Annotated in this window: 24 protein-coding genes; 13 read left to right on the forward strand and 11 right to left on the reverse strand. The window is 64.7% G+C overall.

The annotated features are described in order from the left end of the window. Nucleotides 1-29 precede the first annotated feature (29 nt). From Q5701_RS15105 to denD, 3 genes are read right to left on the reverse strand one after another with little or no spacing between them, the layout of a single operon-like run. On the reverse strand, nucleotides 30-1,814 hold the full coding sequence (locus Q5701_RS15105) for an IlvD/Edd family dehydratase (RefSeq protein ID WP_306751818.1): 1,785 nt from the start codon (nucleotides 1,812-1,814) through the stop codon (nucleotides 30-32). Then, nucleotides 1,801-2,703, reverse strand: coding sequence for an NAD(P)-dependent oxidoreductase (locus Q5701_RS15110; RefSeq protein ID WP_306751820.1), 903 nt, complete (start codon nucleotides 2,701-2,703; stop codon nucleotides 1,801-1,803). Before Q5701_RS15110 ends, Q5701_RS15105 begins: the two co-directional genes overlap by 14 nt. Continuing rightward, nucleotides 2,700-3,683, reverse strand: coding sequence for a D-erythronate dehydrogenase (denD, locus tag Q5701_RS15115; protein ID WP_306751821.1), 984 nt, complete (start codon nucleotides 3,681-3,683; stop codon nucleotides 2,700-2,702). Before denD ends, Q5701_RS15110 begins: the two co-directional genes overlap by 4 nt. 98 nt (nucleotides 3,684-3,781) lie before the next feature. On the opposite strand from denD, the gene Q5701_RS15120 reads away from it, so the two are divergent. From Q5701_RS15120 to Q5701_RS15150, 7 genes are all read left to right on the forward strand, one after another. Further along, the gene (locus Q5701_RS15120) at nucleotides 3,782-5,248 is read left to right on the forward strand and encodes an FAD-binding oxidoreductase (protein ID WP_306751822.1); all 1,467 of its coding nucleotides are present in this window, start codon (nucleotides 3,782-3,784) and stop codon (nucleotides 5,246-5,248) included. A 34-nt stretch (nucleotides 5,249-5,282) separates the two neighbouring features. After that, nucleotides 5,283-5,999, forward strand: coding sequence for a FadR/GntR family transcriptional regulator (locus Q5701_RS15125; protein WP_306751823.1), 717 nt, complete (start codon nucleotides 5,283-5,285; stop codon nucleotides 5,997-5,999). 158 nt (nucleotides 6,000-6,157) lie between these two features. Further along, nucleotides 6,158-7,294: a fumarylacetoacetate hydrolase family protein gene (locus Q5701_RS15130; RefSeq protein WP_306751825.1), complete on the forward strand. Its 1,137-nt coding sequence runs from the start codon at nucleotides 6,158-6,160 to the stop codon at nucleotides 7,292-7,294. Nucleotide 7,295: 1 nt separating this feature from the next. Continuing rightward, the gene (locus Q5701_RS15135) at nucleotides 7,296-7,841 is read left to right on the forward strand and encodes a TRAP transporter small permease (protein ID WP_306751826.1); all 546 of its coding nucleotides are present in this window, start codon (nucleotides 7,296-7,298) and stop codon (nucleotides 7,839-7,841) included. Next, on the forward strand, nucleotides 7,838-9,115 hold the full coding sequence (locus Q5701_RS15140; RefSeq protein ID WP_306751828.1) for a TRAP transporter large permease: 1,278 nt from the start codon (nucleotides 7,838-7,840) through the stop codon (nucleotides 9,113-9,115). The genes Q5701_RS15135 and Q5701_RS15140 overlap by 4 nt, the downstream gene beginning before the upstream one ends. Before the next feature lie 30 nt (nucleotides 9,116-9,145). Next, complete coding sequence (locus Q5701_RS15145) at nucleotides 9,146-10,159, forward strand: TRAP transporter substrate-binding protein (RefSeq protein ID WP_234853218.1); 1,014 nt, start codon at nucleotides 9,146-9,148, stop codon at nucleotides 10,157-10,159. 79 nt (nucleotides 10,160-10,238) lie between these two features. Beyond that, the gene (locus Q5701_RS15150) at nucleotides 10,239-11,165 is read left to right on the forward strand and encodes a DMT family transporter (protein ID WP_306751829.1); all 927 of its coding nucleotides are present in this window, start codon (nucleotides 10,239-10,241) and stop codon (nucleotides 11,163-11,165) included. 51 nt (nucleotides 11,166-11,216) lie between these two features. Here the strand turns inward: Q5701_RS15150 and Q5701_RS15155 are convergent, their stop codons facing one another. Next, the gene (locus Q5701_RS15155) at nucleotides 11,217-11,963 is read right to left on the reverse strand and encodes a cell wall hydrolase (RefSeq protein WP_306751830.1); all 747 of its coding nucleotides are present in this window, start codon (nucleotides 11,961-11,963) and stop codon (nucleotides 11,217-11,219) included. Between the two features lie 258 nt (nucleotides 11,964-12,221). On the opposite strand from Q5701_RS15155, the gene Q5701_RS15160 reads away from it, so the two are divergent. Both Q5701_RS15160 and Q5701_RS15165 read left to right on the forward strand, forming a co-directional pair. After that, nucleotides 12,222-12,533 carry an H-NS histone family protein gene (locus Q5701_RS15160; RefSeq protein WP_306751831.1) on the forward strand — a complete coding sequence of 104 codons (312 nt, stop codon included), beginning with the start codon at nucleotides 12,222-12,224 and terminating at the stop codon, nucleotides 12,531-12,533. 197 nt (nucleotides 12,534-12,730) lie between these two features. Beyond that, nucleotides 12,731-13,027 (forward strand): hypothetical protein, encoded by a 297-nt coding sequence (locus Q5701_RS15165; RefSeq protein WP_306751832.1) that lies wholly within the window; start codon nucleotides 12,731-12,733, stop codon nucleotides 13,025-13,027. 206 nt (nucleotides 13,028-13,233) lie between these two features. Here Q5701_RS15165 and Q5701_RS15170 read toward each other — a convergent pair whose 3' ends face one another. After that, nucleotides 13,234-14,304 carry a DUF475 domain-containing protein gene (locus Q5701_RS15170; RefSeq protein ID WP_306751834.1) on the reverse strand — a complete coding sequence of 357 codons (1,071 nt, stop codon included), beginning with the start codon at nucleotides 14,302-14,304 and terminating at the stop codon, nucleotides 13,234-13,236. A 494-nt stretch (nucleotides 14,305-14,798) separates the two neighbouring features. Between Q5701_RS15170 and Q5701_RS15175 the strand changes: the two genes are divergently transcribed. Beyond that, nucleotides 14,799-15,638 carry a chromate resistance protein ChrB domain-containing protein gene (locus Q5701_RS15175; protein ID WP_306751835.1) on the forward strand — a complete coding sequence of 280 codons (840 nt, stop codon included), beginning with the start codon at nucleotides 14,799-14,801 and terminating at the stop codon, nucleotides 15,636-15,638. After that, nucleotides 15,635-17,062: a chromate efflux transporter gene (chrA, locus tag Q5701_RS15180; protein ID WP_306751836.1), complete on the forward strand. Its 1,428-nt coding sequence runs from the start codon at nucleotides 15,635-15,637 to the stop codon at nucleotides 17,060-17,062. The genes Q5701_RS15175 and chrA overlap by 4 nt, the downstream gene beginning before the upstream one ends. Nucleotides 17,063-17,109: 47 nt before the next feature. Here the strand turns inward: chrA and Q5701_RS15185 are convergent, their stop codons facing one another. The 3 genes from Q5701_RS15185 to Q5701_RS15195 all read right to left on the reverse strand — a co-directional run bounded on the left by Q5701_RS15185 (nucleotide 17,110) and on the right by Q5701_RS15195 (nucleotide 19,700). Beyond that, nucleotides 17,110-17,889 carry an isocitrate lyase/PEP mutase family protein gene (locus Q5701_RS15185; RefSeq protein ID WP_306751837.1) on the reverse strand — a complete coding sequence of 260 codons (780 nt, stop codon included), beginning with the start codon at nucleotides 17,887-17,889 and terminating at the stop codon, nucleotides 17,110-17,112. Continuing rightward, the gene (locus tag Q5701_RS15190; RefSeq protein ID WP_306751838.1) at nucleotides 17,886-18,548 is read right to left on the reverse strand and encodes a GNAT family N-acetyltransferase; all 663 of its coding nucleotides are present in this window, start codon (nucleotides 18,546-18,548) and stop codon (nucleotides 17,886-17,888) included. Before Q5701_RS15190 ends, Q5701_RS15185 begins: the two co-directional genes overlap by 4 nt. Nucleotides 18,549-18,872: 324 nt before the next feature. Further along, nucleotides 18,873-19,700 (reverse strand): hypothetical protein, encoded by an 828-nt coding sequence (locus Q5701_RS15195; protein WP_306751839.1) that lies wholly within the window; start codon nucleotides 19,698-19,700, stop codon nucleotides 18,873-18,875. Between Q5701_RS15195 and Q5701_RS15200 the strand changes: the two genes are divergently transcribed. Beyond that, entirely contained in the window at nucleotides 19,665-20,888 is a 1,224-nt protein-coding gene (locus Q5701_RS15200; protein ID WP_306751840.1) for an OmpA family protein, read from the forward strand. The two genes, Q5701_RS15195 and Q5701_RS15200, sit on opposite strands and share 36 nt — an antisense overlap. 152 nt (nucleotides 20,889-21,040) lie before the next feature. On the opposite strand, the gene Q5701_RS15205 is transcribed toward Q5701_RS15200, so the two are convergent. Both Q5701_RS15205 and Q5701_RS15210 read right to left on the reverse strand, forming a co-directional pair. After that, nucleotides 21,041-22,147, reverse strand: coding sequence for a calcium-binding protein (locus Q5701_RS15205; protein ID WP_306751841.1), 1,107 nt, complete (start codon nucleotides 22,145-22,147; stop codon nucleotides 21,041-21,043). Between the two features lie 218 nt (nucleotides 22,148-22,365). Further along, on the reverse strand, nucleotides 22,366-23,283 hold the full coding sequence (locus Q5701_RS15210; protein WP_306751843.1) for a homocysteine S-methyltransferase family protein: 918 nt from the start codon (nucleotides 23,281-23,283) through the stop codon (nucleotides 22,366-22,368). Between the two features lie 186 nt (nucleotides 23,284-23,469). On the opposite strand from Q5701_RS15210, the gene Q5701_RS15215 reads away from it, so the two are divergent. Beyond that, entirely contained in the window at nucleotides 23,470-24,165 is a 696-nt protein-coding gene (locus Q5701_RS15215) for a TetR/AcrR family transcriptional regulator (RefSeq protein WP_306751844.1), read from the forward strand. Nucleotides 24,166-24,186: 21 nt separating this feature from the next. Here Q5701_RS15215 and Q5701_RS15220 read toward each other — a convergent pair whose 3' ends face one another. Continuing rightward, nucleotides 24,187-25,179: a GlxA family transcriptional regulator gene (locus tag Q5701_RS15220; RefSeq protein ID WP_306751845.1), complete on the reverse strand. Its 993-nt coding sequence runs from the start codon at nucleotides 25,177-25,179 to the stop codon at nucleotides 24,187-24,189. Nucleotides 25,180-25,258 lie beyond the last annotated feature (79 nt).

Raw genomic sequence — 25,258 nt, forward strand, 5'->3', positions numbered from 1 at the left:
CGGCTGGTCGGACAGGGGCGCCTGCCGCATCAGTGGTTATGACGGGGCAGGGTCGCGCTGATGCGGCGGAAGTCGTCGGCGCCGCGGATGGTGGCACCGTCGGCAAGCTGCGTCACCGTTTCGCGGTAGATCTGCTGCCAGGGCGTCGCCGAGGGCGGGACGGGCGGCAGCCCCTCGACCTGGCGGCGGGCGATCTCGGCATCGTCCACCATCATGTCGCACCGCCCGTGGTTCAGGTCGATGCGGATGCGGTCGCCCGTGCGCAGGAAGGCCAGCCCGCCCCCCGCCGCGCTTTCCGGCGAGGCGTTCAGGATCGACGGGCTGTCCGCCGTCCCAGACTGCCGCCCATCGCCAAGGGTGGGCAGGCTGCGGATGCCGCGCCGGATCAGACGGTCGGGCGGCTGCATGTTGACCACCTCGGCCGCGCCGGGCCAGCCAAGCGGCCCCGCCCCCCGGATCACCAGGATCGAGTTCTCGTCGATGGGCAGGTCCGGGTCGTTGATGCGGGCGTGGTAATCGGCGGACCCATCGAAGACGAAGGCCGTGCCCTCGAACACGCCCTCGTGGCCCGCCTGGCACAGATATCGGGCGCGGAAGTCTTCCGAGATCACGCTGGTCTTCATGATCGCGAAGTCGAACAGGTTGCCCTTCAGCACCAGGAAGCCCGCGCGGTCCATCAGCGGCGCATCGAAGGGGCGGATCACCTCGCGGTCGGTGGCCTCGCGGCCCGCGAGGTTCTGGGCCATGGTCTTGCCGGTCACGGTCGGGCAGTCGCCATCCAGCAGCCCCGCCCCCATCAGTTCCCACATGATCGCGGGCACCCCGCCCGCGCGGTGGAAGCGTTCGCCCAGATAGGCGCCGGCGGGCTGGACATTGGCCAGCAGCGGCACGTCATAGCCATGCGTCTGCCAGTCGGACGGATCAAGCGCAACGCCCGCGTGCCTGGCCATCGCCATCAGGTGCGGCTGCGCGTTGGTGGACCCGCCGATGGCCGAATTGACGCGGATCGCGTTCAGGAAGGCCCCGCGCGTCAGGATGTCCGAGGGCCGGATATCCTCGTTCACCAGTTCAACCGCACGCAAGCCTGTGCGATAGGCGATCTGGCCCCGTTCGCGATAGGCGGCGGGGATGGCGGCGCAGCCGGTCAGCGACATGCCAAGCGCCTCGGCAATGGCGTTCATCGTGGAGGCCGTGCCCATCGTGTTGCAATGCCCGATGGAGGGCGCGCTGTCCAAGGCCGTCTGGAGGAACTCGTCGCGGGTGATCTCGCCCGCCGCGTATTTGCGGCGCGATTGCCAGATCACGGTTCCCGACCCGGCCAGCTTTCCCTCGTGCCACCCGTCCAGCATGGGCCCGCCCGACAGAACAATGGCCGGAATATCGACTGTTGCCGCCGCCATGATGGCGGACGGCGTGGTCTTGTCGCAGCCCGTGGTCAGCACGACCCCGTCGAAGGGATAGCCATAGAGCAGTTCCACCAGGCCCAGATAGGCCAGGTTGCGGTCCAGCGCCGCCGTGGGTCGCTTGCAATTCTCGAACAGCGGATGGCTGGGAAACTCGATCGGGATGCCGCCTGCGTCGCGGATGCCGTCGCGCACCCGGCGGGCCAGATCCAGGTGGTGCCGGTTGCAGGGGTTCAGGTCGCTGCCCGACTGGGCGATGCCGATGATGGGTCGGCCCGACCGCAATTCTTCGGGCGTAGTGCCATAGTTCATGAACCGTTCAAGATAAAGCGCGGTCATGTCGGCATGGTCGGGGTTGTCAAACCAGTCCTGCGAACGCAGGCGGCGGGGCGGGCTGTCAGGTGCGGTCATCGGTCGTCCTTGCTTCGGGATGCGCGGCGTTCATCGCTTCAAGATGAAGCAGCAGCCCGCTGTGATCTGTGTCGCCATGGCCCGAGGCCACGAAGTCGCTGAAACCCGCCCGCACTGTTTCGGTCAGCGGCAGGGTTAGCCCCGCGCTTGCCGCCAGATCCGCGACGGCGTTCAGATCCTTCAACTGGAACCGGGAAGACCCGCCGGGTTCAAAGTCGCGGGCGATCATCCGGGCGCCGTGCAGTTCCAGGATGCGGCTTTCGGCGAAACCGCCACGGATCGCCTCGCGGAACTTGGCGCGGTCCGCCCCGCCCGAGGAGACAAGCATCATCGCCTCGGCCACGGCGCCGATGGTGATTGCGACGATCTGCTGGTTTGCCAGCTTGCAGACCTGCCCTGCCCCGGCAGGCCCGACATGGGTCAACCGGCCCAGCACGGCCATGACCCCGGCGATCCGGGCGATCACCGCGGCCTCGCCCCCGGCCATCAGCGCAAGTGTGCCGTTCTCGGCCCCCGCGACGCCGCCGGAAACGGGACAGTCGATTGCATGAATACCCTTGAGGGCAAGGGTTTGTGCATGATCGCGGGCCAGTGCGGGCGTGATCGAGGAGGTGTCGATCAGCACCGTGTCCTCGCTCATGGCATCGGCGGCGCCGCGCGAAAACAGCACATCGGCCACCGCCGGTCCGTCCGCCAGCATGGTGAACACGATTTCTGCACCGGCCACGGCCCGCGCGGGATCAGGGGCAGGCACCGCGCCCGCTTCAGCCAGCGTCTGCGCCTTTTCAGGCGTGCGGTTCCAGACGGTGACATGATGGCCCGCCGCCAGCAGCCGCCGAACCATCGGGGCGCCCATCAGCCCGGTGCCCAGGAACGCGATCCGGGTCATGCCGTGCCGCCCAGCTCATCCTCGATATGCGCGCGGATGATGTCATCGAAGCTGTCTTCCGAAACAAAGCCCAGGTGGCGTGCGCGCGTTGCCTCGAAACCCGGGGCCCAGCCTTCGCACATCCGGGTGATGGCCGCATCGGGTTCCCGGCGGATCAGCCGGACCGCGCCTTCGCCCGCGACCCGGCGCAGGGCCTCGATCTGCTCGCCCACGGTCGCGCTGACGCCCGGCATGGACAGGTTGCGTCTTGGCCCGACGGCGGACAGATCCATGGTGGCCGCGTGGATCATGAAGCCCACCGCCGAACGCGGCGAGGTATGCCAGTGCCGGACGCTGTCGGGCACCGGCAGGACGGCCTCTTGCCCGACCAGGGGTTCGCGCAGGATGCTGGAAAAGAACCCCGATGCCGCCTTGTTCGGCTTGCCGGGGCGGATGCAGATCGTGGGCAGACGGATGCCGATCCCGTCAAAGAACCCGCGCCGGGTGTAATCGGCCAGCAGCAATTCGCTGATCGCCTTTTGCGTGCCATAGCTTGTCAGCGGCGTCGTGTGGAAGTCGTCCGGGATCGGATAGGGCAGCGGCGCCCCCATCACCGCAATAGACGAGGCGAATACCACGCGCGGGAAATAGCCGTCGGCGTCATGGGCAAGACGGATCGCCTCGAACAGGTCGCGGGTCGAATCAAGATTGATCCGATAGCCCTTTTCGAAATCCGCCTCGGCCTCGCCGGATACGATGGCGGCGAAATGGAAGATCACGTCGGGCCGTGACTGGATCAGTTGCGCGGCGGTGCCGGGTGCTGACAGGTCAGCGGCGACCAGCCGAAGCTGGCCCCCGAACCCTTGGGGGGCATCGGGCGTGACCACATCGACCAGGGTCATTGCCTCAAGCGGCCTTCCCCCCAATTCCCCCATTTGCACCAGCCGTTCGGTCAGCTTTCGCCCCAGCATCCCGGCGGCCCCAATGGTCAGGATATGCATTCGTGCGCTCCTCCCTAGATCCCGGTAGAAATTCGGATGATTTAGATTAGTATGATTGTCTGATGACCTGCAAACATAAATATCCCCAAGGCGCGGCGATGAACGACCCTCATGGACAGCCCGGCATGACAGCCGAAAGCCCCACCGATTTTCAAGGCCAGTCCCATGCGGACACGCTGACCCGGATGCTTGGCCCCGACATGGTCCTGTCCGGGGATGCCGTCCTGCCCTATTGCCGCGACTGGCATGGCGATGTGCAAAGCAGCGCGCTTGCGGTCCTGCGCCCACGCGACACGGCAGAGGTCCAGGCCTGCGTTCGCGCCGCCGTGGCCCTGGATCTGCAGATCGTTCCGCAGGGCGGCAATACCGGCCTGGTGCTGGGGGCCGTCCCCGACCGCCCCGCAAGGCAAGTGGTCATCACCCTTGAGCGCATGGACCGCATCCGCAGCCTGGACGCCGAGAACTTTTCGGCGGTAATCGAGGCGGGAACGGTTCTGGAGCAGGTCAAGGATGCCGTCGCGGCGGCGGGCCTGTATTTCCCGCTGACCCTGGGGGCGCAGGGCAGTTGCCAAATCGGCGGCAATGTCTCGACCAATGCGGGCGGGGTGAACGTCCTGCGCTATGGCATGACGCGCGACCTTGTTCTGGGGCTGGAGGTGGTGCTGCCCGACGGCCAGCTGTTCGAGGGTCTGTCGCAACTGCGCAAGGACAACAGCGGCCTCGACCTCAAGCAGCTGTTCATCGGCGCGGAAGGCACGCTGGGCATCATCACCGCCGTATCGGTCAAGCTGCTGCCCGCGCCCGACCAGGTGGCGACCGCCCTGGTGGCCCTGTCCCGGCTGGAGGACGCGATCGAGCTGTACCGCCGCGCGCGACGGGATTGCTGCGACCTGATGTCGGCCTTCGAGTTCATGCCGCCCTTGGCCATCGACTTGGCAAAGGAAGCGATGCCGGATCTGCCGATCCCGCTGGAGGCGACCTATCCCGCCTATGCCCTGATCGAGATCGCAGGCTCGGGTCTGGTCGATATCGACGACCTGATGCACCGCTTTCTGGAGGCCGCGTTCGAATCCGGCCTTGCCGTCGATGGGGTTGTTGCCCAATCGCAGGCGCAGGCCAGGAACCTTTGGGCGATCCGCGAGGGCATGAACCTGGGCCAGGCCCAGCGTGGCCGGCACCTGCGGACCGACGTGTCGGTGCCGCTGTCGCGTCTGGCCGATTTCGTGGCCGAGGCCGAAGCCGCGATCACGGCGCGGATGCCGGGCTGCATCTGCGTGTCCTATGGTCATGTGGGCGACGGCAATGTTCATCTGAACGTCCTGCCGGACTTTGCCCAAGACCCCACCGGCATCGACGCCCAGATCCTGACGGCAAAGAAGATCGTGAACGAGGTTCTGGATCGATACAACGGCTCGATCAGCGCGGAACACGGCATCGGTCGGTTGAAAAAGGCTGATTTCGACGACCGTTTGCCTGCGGTAAGGCGTCAGCTTCTTGCCCGGGTCAAGACTGCGCTGGACCCGAAGATGACGATGAACCCCGGCTGCCAGGTCGATCTGTCCTGACCCGGACAAGGGCAGACACCATAGGAGTTGGACAATGAACGGCGATTTTACCCAGATCATGCGCACGGAACATTTGCCGACCCGCATCGCGACTCAGTTCTCGCGGCAGATCCAGAAAGGCGCGCTGAAGCCGGGCGACAGGCTGCCCACGGAACTTGCGTTGTCGAAAAGCTTCGGCGTCAGCCGCACCGTCATCCGCGAAGCCATCGCGCAGCTGCGCAACGAAGGCATGATCGAGACGCGCCAGGGCGTAGGCGCCTTCGTGACCGAGCGTCCGACCCGCCACATCCGCCTGGACGACGGGGGCGAGATGGACAAGCACGCCTTCCGCGACCTGTTCCAGTTGCGGGTGCCGCTTGAAATCGAGGCGGCGGGCCTTGCCGCCAGCTATCACCGGACCGAACATCTGCAGCAGATGGACGAGGCCCTGGCCCGCATCACCGCCACGGGCGAACGTGCGAACGACGGCATCATCGCCGACCTGGATTTCCACCGGACCATCGCAGTGGCGACCGGCAACGATTATTTCGTCCAGTTCCTTGGCGCCATATCGGACCGGATCATGCAGACCATCGTCGCCTCGCGCGAACGGCTGCAACTTGATGAAATCGTGGCAATCGTCAGCCACGAACATCGCACTCTGCGCGATGCCATCGCCGCACGCGATCCCTTACGCGCGCGCGAGGCGATGAGGGAACATATGCGCAATTCTGCAGATCGCGTCGCCCTGAAGCTGGAGGTCTATGCCTGACGGCGTAGGCCGGCGCCGCGAAATTTCCGTGGACAAGACGGTTTCCTCCTCGTTATGGTCCGATCATACGGTTGTCTGACATCGACAGCCCGGTGCTGGAGGGCACCGACCGGAGGGGGAGAAAACAGGTGGCTTTGCAACAGGCCGTAAACGCATCCATGCTTTTGCCGGATGACACGGATCGTGCGATCTTGCTGGCGCGCGTCTGGTCCAACCGTCAGGGCGGCCCCTGCCCCGCCATTCTGCGGAACGGCCGGGTTTTCGATCTGTCGGGTGTATCGGCCACGATGTCGGGCCTTCTGGAACGGCCGGATCTGAAAGCGGGTATAGCCGCCGAAGATCTGCTCGATCTGGGTGCCTTGGACGACTTCCTGGACGGGACGGCGGGCCGCCTGCTGGCACCGGTCGACCTGCAGGCCGTCAAGGCCGCAGGCGTCACCTTTGCCGACAGCATGCTGGAACGCGTGATCGAGGAACAGGCCCGCGGCGACAGCGCCCGCGCCCAGGACGTGCGTGCCCGCCTGGCCCCCGTGATCGGGGACAGCCTGCGCGGCGTCAAGGCGGGGTCTGACAAGGCAGCGCAGGTCAAGTCGCTGCTGCAGGAAATGGAGCTGTGGTCCCAATACCTGGAGGTGGGCATTGGCCCGGATGCCGAGATCTTCACCAAGGCCCAGCCCATGTCGGCGGTCGGATGCGGCGACAAGGTCGGCATCCATCCCATCTCGGAATGGAACAACCCCGAACCCGAGGTCGTGCTGGTGGTGCGGTCGGACGGCGCGATCCTGGGCGCAACCCTGGGCAACGACGTCAACCTGCGCGATGTCGAGGGTCGTTCCGCCCTGCTGCTGGGCAAGGCCAAGGACAACAACGCCTCCTGCGCGATCGGCCCCTTCATCCGCCTGTTCGACGACGCGTTTACCCCCGATGACCTGGCCCGGATCCGTGTCTCGCTGCGGGTCGAGGGCGAGGACGGCTTCGTGATGACCGGCGAAAGCCCGATGGAGGCAATCAGCCGCAGCCCCGCCGATCTGGTGGGCCAGCTTCTGAACCGCTCGCACCAGTATCCCGACGGGGCGGTGCTGTTTCTGGGCACCATGTTCGCCCCGGTCAAGGACCGCCGCGGCGCGGGCCAGGGCTTCACCCACGAGGTAGGCGACCGGGTCGAGATTGCATCCCCCCGCCTGGGCCGGCTGATCAACTGGGTGGACCGCACCGACCGGTGCCCCCCATGGGATTTCGGCGTCGGCGCGCTGATGCGCAATCTGGTCGGGCGCGGCCTTGGCGAAAGGATCTGACATGGCGCGCGCGGTGCATCTGTTCTTCCGGTTCCTCGACATCCTTCTGGCGCTGCTGCTGGCCACGATGGCGATCATGGTCTTTGTCAACGTCGTGATGCGCTATACCATGAACTCGGGCATCGCCGTGTCGGACGAATTGTCGCGCTTTGCCTTTGTCTGGCTGACCTTTATCGGCGCGGTCGTGGCCCATTACCACCACCAGCACATGGGAATGGAAACCCTGGTGGCCCGCTTCGGCCGCCGGGGCCGGACCGTGCTGATGGGCCTGTCCGACCTGCTGATCCTGGCCTGCGCAGGCGTGCTGGCCGTGGGCACCTGGAAGCAGCTTCCCATCAATGCCAGCATGAGCGCGCCTGTCACGGGCCTGTCGATGGCCTGGGTTTATGGCATCGGCCTGTTCGCCGGCATCGGCATCATCGTCATCACGGCCGAGCGGCTGTTCCGCCTGCTGACCGGCAGGGTGACCGATGCCGAGATTGCCGCCTTTGGCGGCGACCATGACGATACCCTGCCGGAGGGCAGCACCCGGGGACACATGGAATGACGCTGCTGATCTTCATCGTCTCGCTGCTGGGGGCCATGGCCATCGGCGCGCCGGTCGCCTTCGCGCTGATCTTCTGCGGAGTCGTGCTCATGTCCTACATGGGCATGTTCAACACCCAGATCATCGCCCAGAACATGCTGATCGGGGCGGATACCTTTACGCTGCTGGCGATCCCGTTCTTCATCCTCGCGGGCGAGTTGATGAACGCGGGCGGGCTGTCCAAGCGGATCATCGACTTTGCCATCACCTGCGTGGGCCATATCCGCGGCGGCCTGGGCCTTGTGGCGATCATCGCGGCGGTCATCATGGCCTCGATCTCGGGCTCGGCTGCTGCGGACACGGCGGCCCTGGCGGCGATCCTGATCCCCATGATGGCGCGGGCGGGCTATAACGTGCCCAGGTCTGCCGGGCTGATCGCGGCAGGCGGCGTCATTGCGCCGGTGATCCCGCCCTCGATGGCCTTCATCATCTTTGGCGTGGCGGCCAACGTGTCCATCTCCAAGCTGTTCATGGCGGGCATCGTGCCGGGCGTCCTGATGGGTGTCTCGCTGGCCGTGACCTGGATGATCGTGGCCCGCAACGACCGCGTGGATACCCTGCCCCGCGCAAGCTGGGCCGACCGGGGGCGGGCCTCGGGCCGGGCGGCCTGGGCGCTCGGGATGCCGGTCATCATCCTGGGCGGCATCAAGCTGGGCGTCGTTACCCCGACCGAGGCCGCCGTGATCGCGGCCTTCTATGCCCTGTTCGTCGGCATGTTCGTCTATCGCGAACTGAAGCTGGCCGACCTGCCCGCCGTGCTGATCGCGGCCGGGCGAACCACGGCGGCGATCATGTTCCTGGTCTGCGCGGCCCTGGTGTCGGCCTGGCTGATCACCGCCGCCAACATTCCGGCCGAAATCACCGGCTATATCGAGCCGCTGATCGAGAACCCGAAGCTGCTGATGCTGGCCATCATGATCCTGATCCTGATCGTCGGCACGGCCCTGGACCTGACGCCTACGATCCTGATCCTGACCCCGGTGCTGATGCCCATCATCGCCAAGGCGGGCATCGACCCGATCTATTTCGGCGTCATGTTCATCATGAACTGCTGCATCGGGCTGCTGACGCCGCCGGTGGGCGTCGTGCTGAACGTCGTCAGCGGCGTCGGGCGGGTGCCGCTGGGCAAGGTGATCATCGGGGTCTGGCCGTTCCTGATCGCGCAGATCCTGGTTCTGCTGCTGCTGGTGGCATTCCCCAGCATCGTAATCGTTCCGGCAAACTGGTTCTACTGAACGCATACAAACGAAACGGGAGGAAATACCATGAAACACACCATCCTGACGGCCGCCCTTTGCGCGGCAACCGCACTGACCGCCGCCGGCCCTGCCCTGGCCCAGTTCCAGGAGCGCACGTTCCGGGTGTCCAACGGCATCAACGAAGACCACCCGGTCAACAACGGTATGCAGGCGATGCAGGCCTGCCTGGACGAAAAGACCGGCGGCAAGATGAAGATGCAGGGGTTCTGGGGGGGCGCGCTTGGCGGCGACCTGCAGGCCACGCAGGCACTGCGCAGCGGCCTGCAGGAAGCGGTCGTCACCTCGTCCTCGCCCCTGGTGGGGATGGTGCCCGCGCTTGGCGTCTTTGACCTGCCCTTCCTGTTCCGCACCCCGGAAGAAGCCTATGCCATCATGGACGGCGAGTTCGGCGATATGCTGAACCAGAAGCTGGACGAGGTGGGCTTGGTCAACCTCGCCTATTGGGAAAACGGCTTCCGCAACATGTCGAACTCTCAGCGGCCCATCACCAAATGGGAGGATTTCGAGGGGATGAAGGTTCGCGTGATGCAGAACAACATCTTCCTCGACACCTTCTCGAACTTCGGGGCCAACGCCACGCCCATGTCCTTTGGCGAGGTCTTCTCGGCGCTGGAAACCAAGGCGATCGATGCGCAGGAAAACCCCTACGTGACCATCGACACCTCGAAGTTCTACGAGGTGCAGGAATATATCAGCGAGACGAAGCACGCCTATACGCCGTTCCTGTTCCTGTTTTCGAAGGCGATCTTCAACACCTATTCGCCGGAAGAACAACAGGCGCTGCGCGATTGCGCGATTGTCGGGCGCGATGTCGAACGCGAGGCCATCCAGAAGCTGAACCAGGAATCGCTGGCGAAGATGCAAGAGGCCGGCCTGAAGTTCAACACCATCTCTCCCGAGGATCAGGAGGAGATGCTGGAGAAATCCCAGGTCGTCTATGAAAAGCACAAGGACGCCATCGGCGCCGATGTCGTGGACCAGGTGCAAAAGGCCTTGGCGGAACTGCGCGGGTCGAACTGATCGCACCGCTTGACCTTGGCTCGCGGCGACACGAGTGCGCCGCGAGCATTTCATCAAAAACTTTGACGCGGGATAGTTGATGTCTGGCAATCTGGCCGGCGCGCTTTTGATGCTGCTGGGCATGGCGGCATTCGCGCTGAACGACACGATCGGCAAATGGCTGGTGGCGGATTACGGGGTCGCGCAGGTCATCCTGCTCCGCTCGCTTGCGGCGGGACTGATGATGGCGCCCTTTTTCCTGCGTGGCCAAGGCATCGCGGCGCGGTTCAAGGCCGCGTCCCGCCCCCGTCTGCAAGCCGTGCGGGCGATCTGCGCCACGGCCGAGGTGTTCTGCTTCTATCTTGCCGTTTATTATATGCCCCTGGTCGATGTCATGGCCTTCTGGATGGCCGCGCCCATCTATGTGGTTGCGGTCTCGCCCCTGCTGTTGGGAGAGCGCGTTTCGGCAAAAACCTGGACTGCGGTTGCAATGGGATTTGCAGGCGTGCTGATCTTGCTGACCCCCTCGCTTCAGATTTCCGGCCTTGGGGTTCTGTTTGCGCTTTTGGGCACGGCAGCCTTCGCCGTAATGGTCATCCTTGGCCGGTCCCTGCGCGAAACGCCCGACCGCGATCTGGTGCTGTTCCAGCTTGCAGCCGCGACCGTGGCTGGCCTGCTGCTGGCGCCGTTCGACTGGCAGCGACTCAGGTCATATGGAGATCTGGGTTTGCTGTTCCTGCTGGGGGTCGTTGCCACGGGCGCCCATATGCTGGTCACACGATCGCTCAAGCTGGCCGATGCGTCGGTGGTTGCCCCCTTGCAATATTCCTTGCTGGTCTGGGGCGCGTTGCTTGGGTTCGTCGTGTTCAAGGATGTCCCCGCCCCCGGAATGATCGGGGGGGCAATATTGATCGTCGGTTCTGGCCTGATCGTGCTGCGCCGCGCTGACGAAAAACCCCAGCCTGCTGGATCCGCCGTGCAATCCCCTGCCTCCGGTCAGCCCGAGGCCAAGGACAAGGCTGCCTGAGGGGGCAATGCATCTTCCCGGGTCCACAAGCCCGGCACGTCGGCTGGATTGTCAAAGCGCAGACGACCGGGGATCGACATAGAAGATATGATCGTCGATCAGCCGCACCCGCTTCATCTCTGGCGCCCAGTCAGGGGTGACGGCCGTGGTGTGATAATGATCCGCGCCCTTCAGTTCCGGCATCGGCCCCTCGACAAGGGCGCGGGCCGCCAGCCGCACCGCCTTTCGCCAGGCCTCCATGTCGTCGATCGGTGCATAGTCATAGCGCGAGGTCAGAAAGCTGAACTGCGTCGGAACAAGATTGTCGCAAGCCGTGCCACCCCACCGTTGGGGCAAGGCTGCACGCTGAAGGATCACCGAGGCGACGGCACGCTGGCCAAAGTCATCCTGATCGCGCGCCTCGTGATAGATGGCGACGGCAATGCAGGACAGGTCGCTGGCATTGCGCAACGATGCGGGCGGCAGGGGAATGGGCGCACCCTTCAGGATCTGGACGGCCGTGGCGGGACGCGGATGCGGGCGTGCCGTCTCGACCTGGCTTGGGCGCGGCAAGGGAGCAGCGGCGGTCGTAAGTGCCAGTTGCGACGGCATGGATTTTACGGAACGGGGCCGCGAGTGGACCGGCTTTCCATCCGCGAGAGCGTGAGGATCGGTACGGGTCGGAACCGAGGGTGATTGCACTGCCGCAGGGGGCACCGGCTGCCGAACCCGGCTCTCGTCCAGACGCGCGAAGACCAGGCTGCTCGAGCTCCAGGCAGCGACAAGAGCAAGGGCCGTGACAAGGACCTCTCGGACCATCGGGCTACTCCTTCGATCATGTCGGAAACAGCGTCGGGGTCAAAAGCGTTCCGAAAGGAAACGCGGCATGGCGGGTTAACGCCGATTGTGGATCGGGAATACCAGTAAGCTATAACCGACAATCCTGTGCAGGCCTGAATGGTTCCTGAAATGGGATGCGCCCGGTTTCGGCGGCCAATTCCCAAAGCCATGCAATTTTTCGGGCTTCCCTGAATGGGATGCCCTTTGTATTGAAATGCATCGTTTCAGGAGCGCGCCATGGACATCAATTACAACGAGCTGTCACTCGAGCAGTTGAAAGAGATCAACAAGAAATCAGCAGCGGCCATTGCCGATTTCCAAAACCGCAAGAAGAAGGAAGCCATCGCGAAGGCCACCGAGATTGCAAAGGCCGCAGGGTTTTCCTCGCTGGAAGATATGCTGGCTGCTCAACCCGCTAGGCAGAAAGCCGAGGCGAAATACCGCCACCCGGAAAATCCCGATCTGACCTGGAGCGGCCGCGGGCGCAAGCCGAGTTGGATTGTCGAGGCTTTGGAAGCGGGCAAGTCGCTTGGTGATCTTGCGATCTGACAAACACCTGCAACCCCCGGAAACGGGGGTTATTTCTTCGACAGCCACGCAAATTTGTCTTTGTCACGCCTTTCGCTGCGGGAGCAGGACACTGAATAAGCGCCTGCCCTTGCATGAGATTTTCGGGCGCGGCTGAAATCCTGGAGGCGGTGACACACCCATCCTGGTGATGACGACGCGACGGTCTGGCGCAATGCGTGACCTTGTTGCAGAATGGTGCCGCGTTGCAGGAACTTGGCTATATGAGGGTGATCTGGCCGGGGTCGACCCGGCGGGTGGGGAACAAGGAGCAGAACGGCTTTATGCCGCGATACGCGATCACGACACAGCCGACCTTGGCCGGAATGCAGACAAGGACAGAGCTTTACGACACCATCGGTTATTCCGAGATCGAGAGCATCGACAGCTCGATCAGCGCCAGCGTTCTTCCCAGTCAGGAACCGATCCGCAAGGATAATTCTCGACATTCAAACAGAAGACTCTCAATGGCCTAAAGGCTCACGGCTGCGCGGCTTCTGAACCTGCGGGAATGTGATTTGATGGCTGCTGGGGCGGCCGGTGCCGCCCCTTTGGCAATGTCGGATGAAAGCCGGTCCGACCGGAGTCGTGAACGGTTTTTGCAGGACAAGTCCGTCGGAGTCCCTAAGCAGGAGACTCGTCCATGAACCCGGCCGCGGATCAATCCGCGGCCGGGTTTTTGTCACTCGCCTGCCTGGGCGGAGGACCTTCTGTTCCAGCGGATCGAGGACCACAGCGAGACGCCGATCAGCGCCGCGCCCCCCAGGCCGGTGATGACCTCGGGGATATGGACAAAGGATTGCAGGAACATGATCACCGACAGCGCGATGATGGCGTAGAAGGCGCCGTGTTCCAGATAGCGATACTGGGCCAGCGTCCCCTTCTCGACCAGCATGATGGTCATAGATCGCACATACATGGCCCCGATGCCCAGGCCGATGGCGATGATGAACAGGTTCTGGGTCAGCGCAAAGGCCCCGATCACGCCGTCAAAGCTGAAGGACGCGTCCAGAACCTCCAGATACAGAAAGGCTCCCAGACCGCCCTTGGCACCCGCGACCAGGGTTTCCTGGGTGCTGTCCAGAAGCCCGCCCAGCACCTCGACCAGCAGAAAGGTCAGCAGGCCCCAGATGGCGGACTTGAAGAAGACCTCGGATTCGACCGGGTCCAGAAAACTCGAGAAGACGAGAATGAGCGACAGCACCAGAGCGACCTCGATGCCGCGGATCGTGGCATATTTCTGCATCTTGGCTTCCAGCCAGCGAACCCAGTGAACGTCCTTCTCGTGGTCGAAGAAGAAGGACAGGCCCACCATCATCAGGAAGGTGCCGCCAAAGGCCGCGATGGGCAGATGGGCGTCATGCATGATGCGGGCGTATTCCTCGGGCTGTGCGGCGGCCAGCACAATGGCCTCCCACGGGCCGATCCGGGCGGCCACCACCACGATCAGCAGCGGAAAGACGATCCGCATCCCGAAGACGGCGATCAGGATGCCCCAGGTCAGGAAGCGGCGCTGCCAGACAGGCGTCATCTCCTTCAGCTTGTTGGCATTGACGATCGCGTTGTCGAAGGACAACGAGATCTCGAGCACCGCCAGGACGGTGCAGATGAAGAAGATCGTCAGCATTCCGCCAAAGGTGCCGGTCATCTGCCAGCCCAGATAGGCGCCAAGCATCAGGCCGATGGCCGTGACGATAAACGCCCAGGTGAAATAGCGAAGGAGCGGCCGCGCGGCCGCGCCATCAGAAGGCATTCCGTGTTCCATAAGAATAAAGGTCCAAGCGGCTGGTTCAGGGTCAGTGCCGACATCGCGAATGTGCCGCCACATCCGCCAGAGGGGCCCGGTCACCCAGTCTGCATCTGCGGTTCGCAGATGCAGACCCCTTACGTCACTTTCCCGGATTTCAGAAGTGGTTTTTGGGCTGGGACCACATTCCGTGCCCGATCAACGGCCACAGCGATCCCCTGTCCCATGCCGATGCACAGGGTGGGGCGCGTGCGGTTGCCCGACGCGATACGGATTGCGATCTGAACGGCGGCCGGTCCACGCGTTGCTGCCCTGCTCGTCTGGGGCAGTCCGCCCTCTCACGCGGTTTCCCTCCTGCCACGGCGCGGGCATGATCGGCGCGTGACGGCTTGACGTCAGGCGGCTTCCGATTTCTACTCATCGGCATGGGGCCTGCGCCGCCCCACGAGGCGACAGCCGAAGTGCGCGTTCCACCCATTCTCTCTGATCCCGGGGGACGCATGGCCGCGCCTGATGCCATAACTGCCGAGAAACTGTCAAAGCTGATCGGGACGCCCCGATGTCCCGTCATTCTCGATGTTCGGCGCGAGGCCCTGCGCGGCTCGGAACCGTGCCTGCTGCCGGGTGCCCGGCCGCTGAACGAAGCGGATCTGTGCTCTGGCGCGCTTGGACGTCTTGCCGGGGTGCTGGCCGGTCAGGCCGTGGTCGTGGTCTGCGCCGAAGGGCATGGGCGGAGCCAGGGCACGGCCGCGTGGCTGCGGCACCACGGGCTTTCGGCTAAGTATCTGGAGGGTGGGCAAGCCGCCTGGACCGCAGCCGGGCTGCCGCGTGTCGATCCCGGCAGGATCACGAAGCGGGACGATCAGGGCCGCACGGTCTGGGTCACCCGGGCGCGGCCCAAGATCGACCGGATTGCCTGTCCCTGGCTCATCCGCCGCTTTGTCGATCCGAGAGCGGTGTTTCTTTACGTCGCACCCTCGGAGGTCATGGCGGTGGCCGAGCAGTGGGGCGGCATGGCCTATGATATCGAAGACACCTTCTGGAGCCATCGCGGAGAGCTTTGCACCTTTGATGTCCTGCTGATGGAGTTGGGCCTGTCCCTTCCGGCCCTGGACAGGCTGGCCACCATCGTCCGGGGCGCGGATACCGCGCGCCTTGATCTTGCGCCCGAGGCAGCCGGTCTGCTTGCCGCCTCGCTGGGCCTGTCGCGGATGTATGCCGACGATCTTGAACAACTCGAGGCCGGAATGCTGGTCTATGACGCCTTCTATCGCTGGGCACGGGATGCCACGGGCGAGACCCACAACTGGCCCAATGCCAAGACCGGAGCCGCGCCATGACCGATGCCAGGACTGCCCCTGAACCGGGCGTGCCCGGCAAGCCCGCTGCCCATGCCTCTCGGCCCCCATTTCCCACCCTTGCCGAGGCCACCCGCACCTGGGCGCGGATCGCGCTTTTGTCCTTTGGCGGACCGGCCGGGCAGATCGCCGTGATGCACCGCATCCTTGTCGAGGAAAAGCGGTGGATCGGCGACGGGCGGTTCCTGCACGCGCTGAACTTCTGCATGCTTCTTCCGGGACCCGAGGCGCAGCAGCTTGCCACCTATATCGGCTGGCTCTTGCACGGGACGCGCGGGGGCTTGATCGCGGGCGGGCTGTTCGTGCTGCCCGGTATGGTCGCGATCATGGCGCTGAGCTGGCTTTACGCCCTTTATGGCGATGTGGGCCTGGTCGAGGCGCTGTTCTTCGGCCTCAAGGCAGCCATCCTGGCCATCGTGCTGCAAGCCGTGGTCCGCATCGGCCGGCGAGCCCTGAAAAACAACGCCATGCGCCTGATCGCGGCGCTGTCCTTTGTCGCCATCTTCGCCTTCGATGCGCCGTTTCCGCTGATCGTGCTGACCGCCGGGATGATCGGCTATCTGGGTGCCCGGACCGGCTTGCGCGCCTTTGCGCCGGCGGGCGGCCATGGGTCGGTCGGCGGGGTCCATGTCGATGACGCTGAAACGCTGCTTGGCGAGGAGATGGCCGAAATGCCGGCTGCGGCGCGGCGTGGTGCGCTGATGGCGGGTGCGGCGGCGCTGATCCTGTGGCTGCTGCCGGTGGCCGTTCTGGTCCTTGTCCTGGGGCAAGGCAATGTCTTTGCACAGATTGCGCTGTTCTTCTCGAAGATGGCGGTTGTGACCTTTGGCGGCGCCTATGCGGTCCTGGCCTATGTCGCGCAAGAGGCGGTCGGAACCTATGGCTGGCTCCGCCCCGGAGAGATGCTGGACGGCCTGGGCATGGCCGAAACCACGCCGGGGCCGCTGATCATGGTGCTGCAATTCGTGGGCTTTCTGGGCGCCTTCCGCGACGCCGGATGGGAAAGCGCGCTTCTGGCAGGGACACTGGGAGGGTTGCTGACCACCTGGGTCACCTTCGCGCCCTGCTTTGCCTTCATCTTCCTGGGCGCCCCCTATATGGAGCGGCTGCGGGCCAACCGGGCCTTGTCCGCGGCCCTGACGGCCGTCACCGCCTCGGTGGTGGGCGTGATCCTGAACCTGGCGATTTGGTTCGCGGTCCATGTGATCTGGCGCGAAGTGCAGCGGATCGAGGCCGGCCCCCTGTCCATGGAACTGCCGGTCCCAGGCTCCATCGACTGGATCGCAGCGGTGCTGTCCGTGCTCGCCCTCGTTGCCGTGTTCCGGCTGAAGCTTGGGATGACAACGGTTCTTGCCGGGGCGGCGGGCCTCGGTGTCTGCCTTCATGCAATGGGAGCAATCGCCTAGGCAAGGTTGCGCCATGCTGCGGAATGGACGCCCGGCGGCAGTCGCCGTCACCCCTCGCGGCTGACGGCTTCGCGTTCACATTGTCTAAGGACCGTCGCCGCGTCATCGAACGCCGCCCACGAGCGTTTGGCAAGGCTGCCGCCGAGGCTGCAACGCCGGACGCCAAGCGCCGCAAAGGCACGGATATTGTCGTCATAATCATGCACCACGACGTTGACCGGCTTTGGCGCGACCGCCGCGACCAATTCCGCCACGGCGCCGTGGTCCGCAATGAAGGGCACGAACAGGCAATCCGCCCCGGCCTCGGCATAGGCCACGGCGCGGGCGATGCTGGCGGCGGCTGTCATCCCAGGCAGGCGAAAGTTTTCGTTTCGTCCGATCAGCATGGCCGCCGGGTCGATGGCGTCGATTGCCGCGCGGGCAGCCTGCAGGCGTTCCACCGCCAACGCGGTTTCATACACGACGCTTCCAGACCAGTCCTCGATCGAGACGGCTGCGACACCCGTTCCCAAGCCAAGCGAGACATTCTGCGCCACGTCCTCGGGCCGATCCGCAAAGCCATTCTCGAAATCGGCATTCACCGGCAAGGATGTGGCCGATACCAGCATCCGCAGATGATCCAGCACTTCGGCAAGCCCAAGCTCTCCGTCTTCCTTGCCTGCGGCCCAGGCTGCACCGGCACTGGTCGAGGCGATCGCGCGAAACCCGGCCCTGGCAAGGCGGACGGCGCTGCCCGCATCCCAGGCATTCGGCAGCAGGAAAAACCCCCTGTCATGCATCTGCCGGAAAGCCACGCGCTTTTCCGATGCGGTAGGTTCGGTTGTCATATCTTGCATTCCTCCAGCCTGCGGCGTTGCCGCCCGCGCGTGTCAAAGTTGTCGGGTGAAAGCCATGCCTCGTAGCATGAGCGCAGGTGCAACCAGTCCCCGTCGGTCATGCCGAACCAGGCGGTGTCGCGACTGGCGCCCTTGACGACCATGTGCTGACGGAACACGCCCTCAGGCCGAAAACCGAAGCGGATGGCTGCGCGTTTGGAGGGGGTGTTCAGGTCGTTGCACTTCCATTCGAACCGCCGATAGCCAAGGGCAAAGACATGGTCGGCAAACAGGTAAAGCGCCTCGGTCGCGGCCCGCGTCCGCCGAAGCGCAGGCCCCCACATGATGTTGCCGATCTCGATCACCCCATGGGCCTGGTCGATCCGCATCAAGGCCTGGCGGCCTTCGGCACGACCCGTGGCCTTGTCGATCACGGCAAAGAAAAGCGGATCGGTCGAGGCTGCTGCGGTCCTGATCCAGGCGTCGAATTCGGCGCGGTCCTTGGGCGGGGTCTCGAACAGCCATCGGAAACGATCTTCCGCGCCATCCGCCGATGCCGCCTGATAGAGCGTGTCGGCGTGCCTCTGTTCCAACGGTTCCAGCCGCACATAACGCCCCTCCATTGGCGCCTGCGCCGGACGCGTCCGTGCCGACCAATCTGCCAGATCCATGGTTTGCTGTCCTTTCATCGCGCAAGGGTGCCAGTTTGTCGCCTTCTGCATCCGACCCGGCACACGGTCCTTCGTGCCAAGGTTTCTTTTGCAGCCGTTCAAATCTGCGCCGCAACGGCAGCCTTGTCGATAACCGACCAGACCTTCCGAACTCTGCCCGTCTAGATCTCGTAGAAGACGTTCTCGCTGAACTGCACACGCTTGCCGTTGACGGGCAGGTCGGCCAGGGTCCCTACCGGCGTGCAGACGAACCAAAGCCTGCTGGCGATCATCGGCGGCCTGTGACGCCGCGACCTGCACGGAACTTCGACCTGTGCCAAACGGTTATTTCTGCCAGGTGATGACCCCGCTTGAAGGAAGGAAGACGCCATGCGTCGGATCGTTCGCAACACAACTGCTATCGCAGCCTGCCTGTCGCTCTTGCTGCCGCAAGTTTCGCAAGCCTTTGTGATCGCCCCTGCATCTACGGGCAGAAGCGCGGATGGTCATGGCGACGCGCCGCTGCGCCTGGCCCAGGCCGAGCGGGAGGAGCCGCCTGTCCGCCGCGGTCAGGCGCAGCGGGCGGAGCGTCAAAACCAGCCCAAGGACGAGCGGAAGCCGCAGCGGGCCAGAGAGCAGGCGCAAGATGCGGATCGGGGCCAGGATCGCCGCCAATCGAAGGAAGCACCTGCAAGGCAGGCCGAGGAACGACCCGAGCAAGCCCGCAAGCCTGCCGCCCAGCACGGGGACGAGCGCCCGCAACGCGAACGCCAGCGACGCGAGGCTGCACAGGACAAGCAAGAGGCAGCCTCTCAGCGGAAAGACCGTGCGCAGGAACGCGTGCAACAGGAACGGCAATCTGTCCGAACGCAGGAGCGTGCCGAGCAGGATCAGAAGGATAAAAACCCCCGGCGGGCCGAGGAACGCCAGAGGTCTCAACAAGGCGGGGAAGCCGCCCCGCGCCGCGAGCAGGCCGAGCGCCGCGAACGCGACCAGAACCGGGAACGCCCCGCCGCACGCGCGCAGGAGTCCGAACGCCCGGCCCGGCGACAGTCCGAAAGGCAATCCCCGGACGCTAGGCCCGATGACAATGGCGGCCGCCAGCCAGCCAAGGCGAATGCCCCGGCCGAGCAGGCCGTGCGGGACGCCCGTCAGCAGGAAGAACAGCAGCAACGCAACATAACGACCCGTGGCGAAGGCACGCCGCAAAGGGCTGCCCAACCTGCGCCGAAGCAGGCACGCGCAGCGGACGCGGATGCCCGTCAGACCGAAGCTGCCCGGCAGGCTGCGCGGGAAAGGCGGGCCGCCCGTGCCGCTGCATTGAACGAAGACCAACGGGGAAAGATTGTCGAACAGCGGATCACCCGAGAGAACAGCCGATCATCGGACGAGGATTTCGAGACAAGCCTGCGAGATGCCTTGCGGGGGCGCGATCAGCAGCGCGCGGAGGCGCGAGACGACAACGATGACGACGACGACAACGACCTGGCCAAAGCCCTGCTGCTGGGCCTGGGCGCGGTTGCGGTCGGCAGCTATCTGAACAACAACCGCCAGGTCGCGCTGAGTGCCCCCGACCGGGTCGTGGTGACCCGCGCCGACGGCAGCCAGGAGGTGATCAAGGACGAGGTCGCCCTGCTGCGCCAGCCCGGATCCACCGTGGCGACCGAGAACTTCGATGACGGATCGTCGCGCACGGTCGTGACCCGTGCCGATGGCAGCCGCGTCGTGACCATCCGCGACGCGGATCTGCGCGTGCTGCGCCGCACGCTGGTTTCCCCCGACGGCACCCAGACCCGCCTGATCGACGACACGGCCGAGGTCGAGTCGGTGGATATAGCGACGCTGCCGGCCCCCGCGCCGGTCTATAACCCCGGCACCTATGACGACGAGGCCGCCCTGCGAGAGGCGTTTCGCCGCGAGATCGATATCGACCGCCGCTTTACCCTTGGTCAGGTCCGCAACATCCCCGAAGTCCGGTCCCTGGTCGCGCCTGTCAATATCGATGCGATCACCTTTGACAGCGGCTCGGCCGCGATCTCTCCCGACCAGGCCCGGCAGCTTTCCACCCTGGGCGGCGTCATCCAGGATGCCATTGCTGAAAATCCGCGCGAGGTGTTCCTGATCGAGGGGCATACCGACCTTGTGGGACCGGATGCGGCAAACCTGGCGCTTTCCGACCGCCGCGCAGAATCGGTGGCCCTGGCCTTGTCCGAGTATTTCCAGGTACCGCCCGAGAACCTCGTCGTGCAAGGTTATGGAGAGCAATTCCCGCAGGTGCGCCAGGAAGGCGACATCCGCGAGAACCGCCGCGCCTCCGTCCGCCGGATCACCGATCTGCTGCAAACCGCAGATGCGCAGTAAGAAACGCAGCAACTGCAACAGGGCGTTGCCTGGATAGCAGGGCTTCCCGCAGGGCATCAACGAACGATGCTGCGGGAACGCAGGCTGGCGATCACATTCGGTCCAGAGGCTTGGCGGCCTCTGAACCATGGCTTTTTGCTGGATGGGAAGGCTCAGAACAGGAACATCGACGGGATAAGTTCAGCCGCTTGGAAGTTGTCCAAGGTGATCGTGTCCTCCCCCAATGGGATGACCGCATCCTCGCCCACCTGCCGCGCCCCTGCCCTGAGTGCCGCAAAGGTCGTGGCATCCACATGGCCCGACAGGTCGATCTTGTCGGCCAGCGAGAAATCCAGGATCAGGTCATCGCCTGAATCGAACGGCCGCTGCCCCTTTCCGAAGATATCGGAGGCCTTGAAGATGAAGCGATCGTTGCCGCTGCCGCCCGCCAGCACGTCATTGCCGGTCCCGCCGTCGATCCGGTCGTCGCCGCCGCCACCCTCGATCCGGTTCGCGACCTTGTCGCCGATGATGGTGTCCGACGCCTTGGTGGCCCTGACGTTCTCGATGCCGGCCAATTTATCGGCCCGGTCGGCCGATACGGCCTGCCCGATATTCAGCCTGATGTCGGCCGCTGTTGTCAGCATCGAATAATCCGCCGTGTCGATGCCGGTGCCACCCTCAAGCCGGTTGATGCCCGCGCCGCCGTCAAGCGTGTCATTGCCCGCACCACCCTCCAGCAGGTCGTCCCCGGCTTGGCCGTAAACATTGTCGTTGCCATCCTGGCCGTAAACCCGGTCGTTGCCGCCCAGGCCGCTCAGGTTGTCATTGCCGCGGCCACCGTAAAGGTCGTTGGCGCCGGCATTGCCCGACAATGCATCGTCGAAATCGCCGCCCAGCAGGTTTTCGATCTGCACCAGCGAATCGATGCTGTCACCGTGAAAGCCCCTGCCGATGGTCAGGTCCAGCACGACCCGGCCACTGGCCTGTTCATAGCTGGCAAGGTCGATGCCGCTGCCGCCGTTGAGCAGGTCGGATCCGGTGCCCGACACAAGGATATCCGAACCCTCGCCGCCGAACAGAGAGCTTGGGCCGATATCGGCGAAAAGCCGGTCGTTGCCCGATCCGCCCTCGAGGATATCGAGGCCGGATCCTGCACGGATCACGTCGTTGCCGCCGCCACCCCGAAGCGTGTCGTGGCCCCCTTGGCCGAAGATGAAATCATCCAGCGTCGTGCCGTCGATGAGGTCGTGCAGGTTGGAGCCGTTGAAGGTCGCCATTGTTCATTCCTTTGCAAAAAATACCCTGCCATCATTGCGATCGCTGCTGTGGCGCACGAGTGCGGGACTGGCCACAATGGGTCCGCATCCGTCAGCAAATGTGGATGGACAGGGGGTCAAGCCGGCTTGGGCAGGAGCTTTGTCCTCCCGCAGCGGGCCTAGTTAAGTTGCCAGCACGCGGCCGCATTGGCGCGAGCCGGCAACGCCTGGGTTCGGGTTCAAGCGACGGCGTGCAGGCAGGCGTCGCGGATCGCCTCGACATGGCGGTGGTCTGTCCCGCAGCACCCACCGACCACGCGCAGGCCGGGATGGCTGCGTTGAAGCGCCCGATAGCGGCGGCCCAGGTCGGCCGGATCGCCTTCGTCCAATGTCTCGGCCTCGTCCAGTTCAGCATGGCTGAGCGTCGAGGCATTGGCCCGCAATCCGCCCAACCGCGCAGTCCAGGCTTCGCCCGTGCCGACCGCGCCTTCGAGATGAAGGGGATGGGCGCAGTTGATCATGTAATAAGCGGGCGATCCGCCGGTCGCCTCGTCCACGGACTCGATCGCCTCGCGCAGGCTGGCGCCGCCCACCAGATGGCCGTCGGTTTCCAGCGTAAACGAAATCACATGGGGCAGCCCAAGGGCTGCTGCCGCACGGGCAATGCCGGTCGCCTCGCCGATGGTGTTCATGGTCATGGCCGAAACCATGTCCACGCCGGCGGCGGCCAGGGCTTCAGCCTGGAAGGCGTGATAATCCTCGGCCGCGGACGGATCCATGGTGCCTGCGACATAGCCGTCGCCGCGCGGGCCGATCACCCCGTTGATGACGCAGGGCGACAGGGTCGATGACCATTCGTCGCGCAGATCCTGCACAAAGCGTACCCCGTCGATATTGACGCGCCTCAGCGCCGCCAGATCATAGCCCAGGCGGGGCGCCCAGTCCGGGCTGGCCCGCCAGGTCGGCGTATCGAGGATGAAGCCGAGGCGGCTTTCCCGCGCAAGGCCTAGGTATCTTTCATAATAGCGCGTCAGCGCGGCCCGTCCCTCCCCGCTGGCGATCAGCGAAAAGGCCGCGAAATGGGGCAGGTCCAGGCCCTCGTGAAAGATCAGGGTCGTTTCCATGCCGCCATCGGTCAGCACAAGGCCGCCGTTCATATGGGCAAGGGTCTTGCGATTTTGCGTCATCATTAACCTCGGAAATGGTATAAGGGAAACACTGCGGGTTGCGGTCCTGGATCGGACAACGGGGTTATCCCACGTCCCGTCATGCCCGAGCTAGAACACTTGCAGTCCGGTAAGACATGAATTTCTATTTTTGCTTTCAATAACAAAGGGTTGGTCATGTCACCCGCTCCCGAACACCCTTCCGGCGCCAAGGAACCCAAGGCGAAAACCATACTGCCGGTACGGTTCGACGGCATCCAGCCACGAAAGGGCGAGGCCACGCGCGAACGGATCCTTGCCATCGCCGAGGCCTCGGTCCTGGCCAAGGGATTTGGCGCCACCTCCATCGACGAGGTCATCGCCGAGGCCGGGCTGACCAAGTCGGGCTTCTTCTACCATTTCCGGGACAAGAACGAGTTGGCCCGCGAGATGCTGCGCCGCTATGTCGCCAGCGACGAGGCCGTGTTCGACGCCGCCTTCAACCGCGGCCGCGACCTTGCCGACGATCCGCTGCAAGCCTTCCTGATCGGGCTGAAGCTTTTGGCGGATGTGATGCACGACCTGCCCAGCGGCCATCCCGGCTGCCTGGTGGCAAGCGTCTGTTATCAGGAACGCCTGTTCGACCGCGAGGTTTGCGAGATCAACCGCCAGGCCGTGGAACGCTGGAACACCCGTTTCCTGGGATACCTCCAGGACATCGCCGCCACCACTCCGCCCCGAGAACCGGTCGATCTGGAGGATTTGGCGCATATGCTGTCGGGCGTGCTGGAAGGTGGCATCATCCTGGGCAAGGTGCTGGGCAAGCCCGATGAACTGGAACGCCAGATCCTGACCTTCCGCTTGCTGGTCCGTGCCCTTTTCAGCCGGATCTGAGGCGTTTGCTGGAATGCGGCGTCAGGCCCGGTACTGCTCGACAGGCTGCGCGAACTGGCGTCGGTACTGGCCGGGAGTGATCCCCGCGATCCGCTGGAACAGGCGGCGGAAGGCCGAGGGATCCTCATAGCCGACGGCCCAGGCCACCTGTTCGATCGGTTCGCTCGTGCGCTCCAGCCGGCGCTTGGCCTGCTCTATCCGCAGATGCTGGACATAAGCCTGAGGCGCATAGCCCGTCGCCGCCTGGAAGCGGCGCGAGAAGCCGCGTTCCGACAGGCCCGAGCGGCTGACCATCTCGCGGACGGAAAACGCGACCGAGGCATGGGTGTCGAGCCAGGCTTGCGATGCCTCGACCACCGCGTCGCCATGGTTGCGCGGCGGATCGAAGACCATGAAGGGCGCCAACCCGTCCACATGGCGTTGAAGGGCAAAGACCTTGCAGACGGCTTGCGCCGCAGCCGGCCCGGCCTCGCGACCGATCAGGTACAGAACCAGATCGTGCCAACTGGTCGAGGCGCCGGAACTGACCAGCTCGCCTCTGGATCCGGACACGATCAGGGCGCGGTCGGGATGCACGCGCACGGCTGGATACTGGTCGCTGAACCTGCGCGCGTAAGGCCAGTGGACCGTCGCGTCCACCCCGTCGAAAAGCCCCGTCTCGGCGATCAGGAACAGGCCCGAACAGGCCGAACAGATCGTCGCCCCTGCCCCGTGCCGTTCCGTGATCCATCCGGCAAGGCTGGGATAGCGTCCGCGGATCCAGCCGCTGTCGCGCACGAACAGCGAGGGCACGATGATCAGGTCGCAGGGCCGTTCCTGGGCCGCCCCGTGCAGCGGCAGGGTGATGCCGCTGGCAAGCCGCACCGGGCCGTCCGCCTCTCCCAGCAACTCGACCTGAAAGGGGGTATTGGCGGGGATGCCCTCGTTTCCCGAAAGCCAGGCGAGGCTGTTCAGAACGTCGAAGATGCCGCTGAGCGTGGCAAGGCCTGCCTCGGGGATGGCGACAATGCCCACGCGAACCGGCCTTGATCCACCCCCGCCCATCCGCCGCTCCTGACCGATGCGGACCCTTTGTGGCCAGTCTCGCACTCGT

The sequence above is a fragment of the Paracoccus actinidiae genome (genome assembly GCF_030863885.1).
Lineage (GTDB): Bacteria > Pseudomonadota > Alphaproteobacteria > Rhodobacterales > Rhodobacteraceae > Paracoccus > Paracoccus everestensis.

Excerpts from the sequence above, each read along its gene's own strand:
- Q5701_RS15105 (WP_306751818.1), bottom strand. The coding sequence starts at position 1,814 with ATGACCGCACCTGACAGCCCGCCCCGCCGCCTGCGTTCGCAGGACTGG.
- Q5701_RS15110 (WP_306751820.1), bottom strand. The coding sequence starts at position 2,703 with ATGACCCGGATCGCGTTCCTGGGCACCGGGCTGATGGGCGCCCCGATG.
- denD (WP_306751821.1), bottom strand. The coding sequence starts at position 3,683 with ATGCATATCCTGACCATTGGGGCCGCCGGGATGCTGGGGCGAAAGCTG.
- Q5701_RS15120 (WP_306751822.1), top strand. The coding sequence starts at position 3,782 with ATGAACGACCCTCATGGACAGCCCGGCATGACAGCCGAAAGCCCCACC.
- Q5701_RS15125 (WP_306751823.1), top strand. The coding sequence starts at position 5,283 with ATGAACGGCGATTTTACCCAGATCATGCGCACGGAACATTTGCCGACC.
- Q5701_RS15130 (WP_306751825.1), top strand. The coding sequence starts at position 6,158 with ATGCTTTTGCCGGATGACACGGATCGTGCGATCTTGCTGGCGCGCGTC.
- Q5701_RS15135 (WP_306751826.1), top strand. The coding sequence starts at position 7,296 with ATGGCGCGCGCGGTGCATCTGTTCTTCCGGTTCCTCGACATCCTTCTG.
- Q5701_RS15140 (WP_306751828.1), top strand. The coding sequence starts at position 7,838 with ATGACGCTGCTGATCTTCATCGTCTCGCTGCTGGGGGCCATGGCCATC.
- Q5701_RS15145 (WP_234853218.1), top strand. The coding sequence starts at position 9,146 with ATGAAACACACCATCCTGACGGCCGCCCTTTGCGCGGCAACCGCACTG.
- Q5701_RS15150 (WP_306751829.1), top strand. The coding sequence starts at position 10,239 with ATGTCTGGCAATCTGGCCGGCGCGCTTTTGATGCTGCTGGGCATGGCG.
- Q5701_RS15155 (WP_306751830.1), bottom strand. The coding sequence starts at position 11,963 with ATGGTCCGAGAGGTCCTTGTCACGGCCCTTGCTCTTGTCGCTGCCTGG.
- Q5701_RS15160 (WP_306751831.1), top strand. The coding sequence starts at position 12,222 with ATGGACATCAATTACAACGAGCTGTCACTCGAGCAGTTGAAAGAGATC.
- Q5701_RS15170 (WP_306751834.1), bottom strand. The coding sequence starts at position 14,304 with ATGCCTTCTGATGGCGCGGCCGCGCGGCCGCTCCTTCGCTATTTCACC.
- Q5701_RS15175 (WP_306751835.1), top strand. The coding sequence starts at position 14,799 with ATGGCCGCGCCTGATGCCATAACTGCCGAGAAACTGTCAAAGCTGATC.
- chrA (WP_306751836.1), top strand. The coding sequence starts at position 15,635 with ATGACCGATGCCAGGACTGCCCCTGAACCGGGCGTGCCCGGCAAGCCC.
- Q5701_RS15185 (WP_306751837.1), bottom strand. The coding sequence starts at position 17,889 with ATGACAACCGAACCTACCGCATCGGAAAAGCGCGTGGCTTTCCGGCAG.
- Q5701_RS15190 (WP_306751838.1), bottom strand. The coding sequence starts at position 18,548 with ATGGATCTGGCAGATTGGTCGGCACGGACGCGTCCGGCGCAGGCGCCA.
- Q5701_RS15205 (WP_306751841.1), bottom strand. The coding sequence starts at position 22,147 with ATGGCGACCTTCAACGGCTCCAACCTGCACGACCTCATCGACGGCACG.
- Q5701_RS15210 (WP_306751843.1), bottom strand. The coding sequence starts at position 23,283 with ATGAACGGCGGCCTTGTGCTGACCGATGGCGGCATGGAAACGACCCTG.
- Q5701_RS15215 (WP_306751844.1), top strand. The coding sequence starts at position 23,470 with ATGTCACCCGCTCCCGAACACCCTTCCGGCGCCAAGGAACCCAAGGCG.